The organism is Desulfovibrio sp. 1214_IL3152, from assembly GCF_036763055.1.
Lineage (GTDB): Bacteria > Desulfobacterota > Desulfovibrionia > Desulfovibrionales > Desulfovibrionaceae > Desulfovibrio.
Window position 1 is genome coordinate 1 of sequence record NZ_JBAIYW010000087.1, and the last position, 3,082, is coordinate 3,082.

The 3,082-nt window shown below is 55.6% G+C and carries 6 protein-coding genes, 1 tRNA gene and 1 pseudogene; 1 reads left to right on the forward strand and 7 read right to left on the reverse strand.

Going from position 1 to position 3,082, the window contains the following annotated elements; all coding sequences use genetic code 11:
• Positions 1-257, reverse strand: a pseudogene (locus V6C07_RS01670) (chloride channel protein); the annotation flags it as partial.
• Between the two features lie 394 nt (positions 258-651).
• Between V6C07_RS01670 and V6C07_RS01675 the strand changes: the two are divergent.
• A tRNA-Phe gene (locus V6C07_RS01675) sits at positions 652-727 on the forward strand.
• Positions 728-743: 16 nt separating this feature from the next.
• On the opposite strand, the gene V6C07_RS01680 is transcribed toward V6C07_RS01675, so the two are convergent.
• The 6 genes from V6C07_RS01680 to V6C07_RS01705 all read right to left on the reverse strand — a co-directional run.
• Complete coding sequence (locus V6C07_RS01680; protein ID WP_333534659.1) at positions 744-1,130, reverse strand: hypothetical protein; 387 nt, start codon at positions 1,128-1,130, stop codon at positions 744-746.
• A 63-nt stretch (positions 1,131-1,193) separates the two neighbouring features.
• On the reverse strand, positions 1,194-1,568 hold the full coding sequence (locus V6C07_RS01685; RefSeq protein ID WP_333534661.1) for a type II toxin-antitoxin system death-on-curing family toxin: 375 nt from the start codon (positions 1,566-1,568) through the stop codon (positions 1,194-1,196).
• The gene (locus V6C07_RS01690; protein ID WP_333534662.1) at positions 1,565-1,801 is read right to left on the reverse strand and encodes a hypothetical protein; all 237 of its coding nucleotides are present in this window, start codon (positions 1,799-1,801) and stop codon (positions 1,565-1,567) included. Before V6C07_RS01690 ends, V6C07_RS01685 begins: the two co-directional genes overlap by 4 nt.
• 364 nt (positions 1,802-2,165) lie before the next feature.
• A complete protein-coding gene (locus tag V6C07_RS01695; protein ID WP_333534663.1) occupies positions 2,166-2,522 on the reverse strand; it encodes a hypothetical protein in 357 nt (118 codons plus the stop codon).
• The gene (locus tag V6C07_RS01700; protein WP_333534664.1) at positions 2,509-2,664 is read right to left on the reverse strand and encodes a hypothetical protein; all 156 of its coding nucleotides are present in this window, start codon (positions 2,662-2,664) and stop codon (positions 2,509-2,511) included. The genes V6C07_RS01695 and V6C07_RS01700 overlap by 14 nt, the downstream gene beginning before the upstream one ends.
• A gap of 106 nt (positions 2,665-2,770) precedes the next feature.
• Positions 2,771-3,082: integrase core domain-containing protein (locus V6C07_RS01705; RefSeq protein ID WP_333534665.1), on the reverse strand; the 312-nt coding region annotated here is incomplete at its 5' end.

The following is a 3,082-nucleotide window of genomic DNA, read 5'->3' on the forward strand; positions in this document are numbered from 1 at the left end:
ACCGAAATGACAGCCAAAAGCAAAAGCCCGCCAAAAACGGCCAGGGCCATGAGGTGGTCGGCAAGGCCATGTCGGCCCACCGCCCCCACCAGCCAGAGCGTGATGGTATCGTTCAGATGCCGGAACAGGCCGACCACAGCCCCGGTGGCGCTGCCCACAAGCAGGGCCTGCACAATTATTCTGCCCAGGCCGGAAACGCCCATTGCGGTGAAATCACGCCTGATCTGGGGAAAAGGATTGCCTGTTTTCACTAACATACCCTTATTAGAGGCATTTTTTGCAGAATCTGCGGCCGGGCAAACGCGCCGCACATTGATGGAGCCAGCCGAAAACCACGTATCCCCGCAGGGATGGAAAAAAGCCCTTGCCCTGCCGGGGCCGGACCCGCGACACGCCGACGGTCAAACAAGGACAGGCCGGCAGCAGACCGGCGGCAGAACAACAGCAGGCGGACACGCCTGGCTGCCCGTTTTTATCTACAGCACTAAAATGCCGCCTGCCCGTTTTCCGATGGCAGCATGGGCAGTATGGCCGGAACAGGGAGGCTTTTCAAGTTATTGCATAAAATTTGTAAAAAAAGCTTGCCAATGTCGCGGCAAATGGGTACAAGACTTCTCCAGCGATGTGGAACACAAACCGCATCAAATGAGAGCCGAGGTAGCTCAGTTGGTAGAGCAGGGGACTGAAAATCCCCGTGTCGGCAGTTCAATTCTGTCCCTCGGCACCACAAAGAAATCAAGGACTTAGGTAGAAATACCTGAGTCCTTTTTTCGTTTGGGCAAAACCCTCTCCCCCACCTCTCCCCCGTCTGTTAGACAACAGATAAATAAGCGGGCGCGAAAGTTGGCACTGATTCGCGCGAAAGTTGGCATAAGCAGCCATGTAAAAAAGCGGGGTTTTTCCCCGCTTTTTGTGTCGTTATGCCGGATATGTGCAGCCTCATGATCCACAAACCCGCGAGCCAGAGCCAATAATTCCGGTTCACAATCCACGGGCAACGATGGCAGATAAATGACCCTGCCATTGGTGCAGGCGGTCTTTCCGCCAATGTGCACCTGCACCCCGTACTGCTCTCCCAGCACGGACGCCAGCAGAGGCAGGCAGCTAAGAATGTCTTTCGAGCGAATCATGGCACCTCACAATAAAAAAGCCCGACATGGAGCCGGGCCAGTGGTTCATCATTTTTCATGGTCTCATTCCGTAATAGTTCGCAAGTCATTCAGCATAGTGGGGAAGCGCCCCGCAGGCGGCAGTTCCAGCCAGCGGATGACAAACGCATACAACCTGTCCGAGTCTGCCCGGATTTTATGCCCATTGATCTGCAGAAACACCGAACAGGCAGCAAAGGCCGTCCGCTTGTTCCCGTCCACAAAGGGGTGGTTGATAAGCAGGCTTTCCAGCAAGGCGCAGGCTTCTTCCACAACATCCGTATAGTAGCCGCTCTGGGGCCGGTATGCAGCCGACTCCAGCCCGCCCATATCCCGAACGCCGGACGCGCCGCCATACCTTTCAACAAGGATGGCGTGCATACCCAGAATGTCGGCAACAGTCAGGTAATCCCGGCTCACTTTGCAAGCTCTTTATACAGGGCGTCGTGCTCAATCATGCTGACTTCAAGGGCGTCAAGCACGTGTCGCCGCGCCATGGGGCGTTTGCGATTCTCAATATAGGCGCGCACCGCATCTTCCAGCACGGCCTGAATCTGCCGTCCGTCCTCTTGCGCCACAGATTTAAGGCCTTCATAAAGATCGGGCTCCATCTGGCTGGCGAACTTGACCCGCTTTGCGGATGCCTGTGTCATGGCAATCTCCCTTTTTTTGAAGGCTACGAAGCCCATAGCTTTGCGTCAAGAAATTTCTTGATATCACCACAGCCCCAGGCAGCACTTGGCTATCTCTCACCAGCGGCGTTTGTCAGAAGCAGGATGATGGAACCAAAACTGCCGATTGCCGCTTAACATGGCGTACGAAATTGACGACCTATCTCGCTCCAGAGTTGATTTGCGTGGTCAAGGGCCGTATCCAGCATGGCCTGATTGAAACCATAGGGGCCGAACGTCGTTACCTCCTTCAGCGAAAGACAGAGCAGCCAGGCTTCCAGGCTCACTTCTCCAGCTTGTTTGGGCAACTGAAGGCCAAGCTGAGCATGGCAGAGTTGAGGAAAGGTCAGTTTGTCGTACAGAAGCGTACCGTCCCCGTCCGCAGGCTGAAGGCAGGCTTGCCCCAGGCTTGGGCCAGCAAGCCGATCTGCCCGTGCAGTTGCAGCAAGTGGGAATCGTGCGGACTGTCGGGTAGCTTGTCCGTACTTTTTACTTCCAGAATTCGTATGGCGTTGACGGGCGCACCCCAGGCCAGCACGAAGTCCAGGTGGGCCTTGATGGGTACGCCCTGATGCTGCCAGTTAATTTCAAGCTGGGGCAAAACATGCAGACCCAGCGACTCCAGCGCCTGCCCCACACCGGATTCAAACCAATGGCCCCGTTGCAGGATCAGCAGGCGCTCCAGGCTGTCAGCGGTGGGCACACTCCCAGTGCTGGCCGATGTCGCTCATACCCACATATGTGGACCTGTCACCCAGATGGGCGGTAGTGGTTTGTTGGGAGACAGCCTGAAGCCCTTGACGAATTAATGCCCGCAAACCTTCCGTGCGGTCGGTGTTTATCATGATTGCATCCCAATAAATATCCCCCGGCCTAGCCGGGGGTTTTTCATATGCGCCTGTAAGGCTCTCTTACCAGATGCGCTCTAGATGTAGAGTTTCTATAGGTTGTTCACCCTCCTAGCCTCGAAGCCGGAGGTTTCCTGCCAAGAGCCGTATGAAGACGCGAATAGTTGTAGTGATGCGTCCATATGGACAAGTTGGCTGTCCTTTTCCATGAGTGGGTGTACGTTTCGGCGTATGCCCACTCGTTCAATGCCGTCCTGATGAAGCGTTCCGCCTTACCATTGGTCTGTGGTCGGTAAGGCCGGGTGCGCTTGTGCTTTATGCCAAGCTCGCGGCAGGCATCGCGGAACTTCCAAGACTTGTAGCAAGCGCCATTGTCCGTAAGCACACGCTCCACTCTGATGCCGTGCGAGGCATA

What these genes read in the sequence shown, in the direction of transcription:
- V6C07_RS01680 (WP_333534659.1), bottom strand. Translation starts at nt 1,130, where the DNA reads ATGATTCGCTCGAAAGACATTCTTAGCTGCCTGCCTCTGCTGGCGTCC.
- V6C07_RS01690 (WP_333534662.1), bottom strand. Translation starts at nt 1,801, where the DNA reads ATGACACAGGCATCCGCAAAGCGGGTCAAGTTCGCCAGCCAGATGGAG.
- V6C07_RS01700 (WP_333534664.1), bottom strand. Translation starts at nt 2,664, where the DNA reads ATGATAAACACCGACCGCACGGAAGGTTTGCGGGCATTAATTCGTCAA.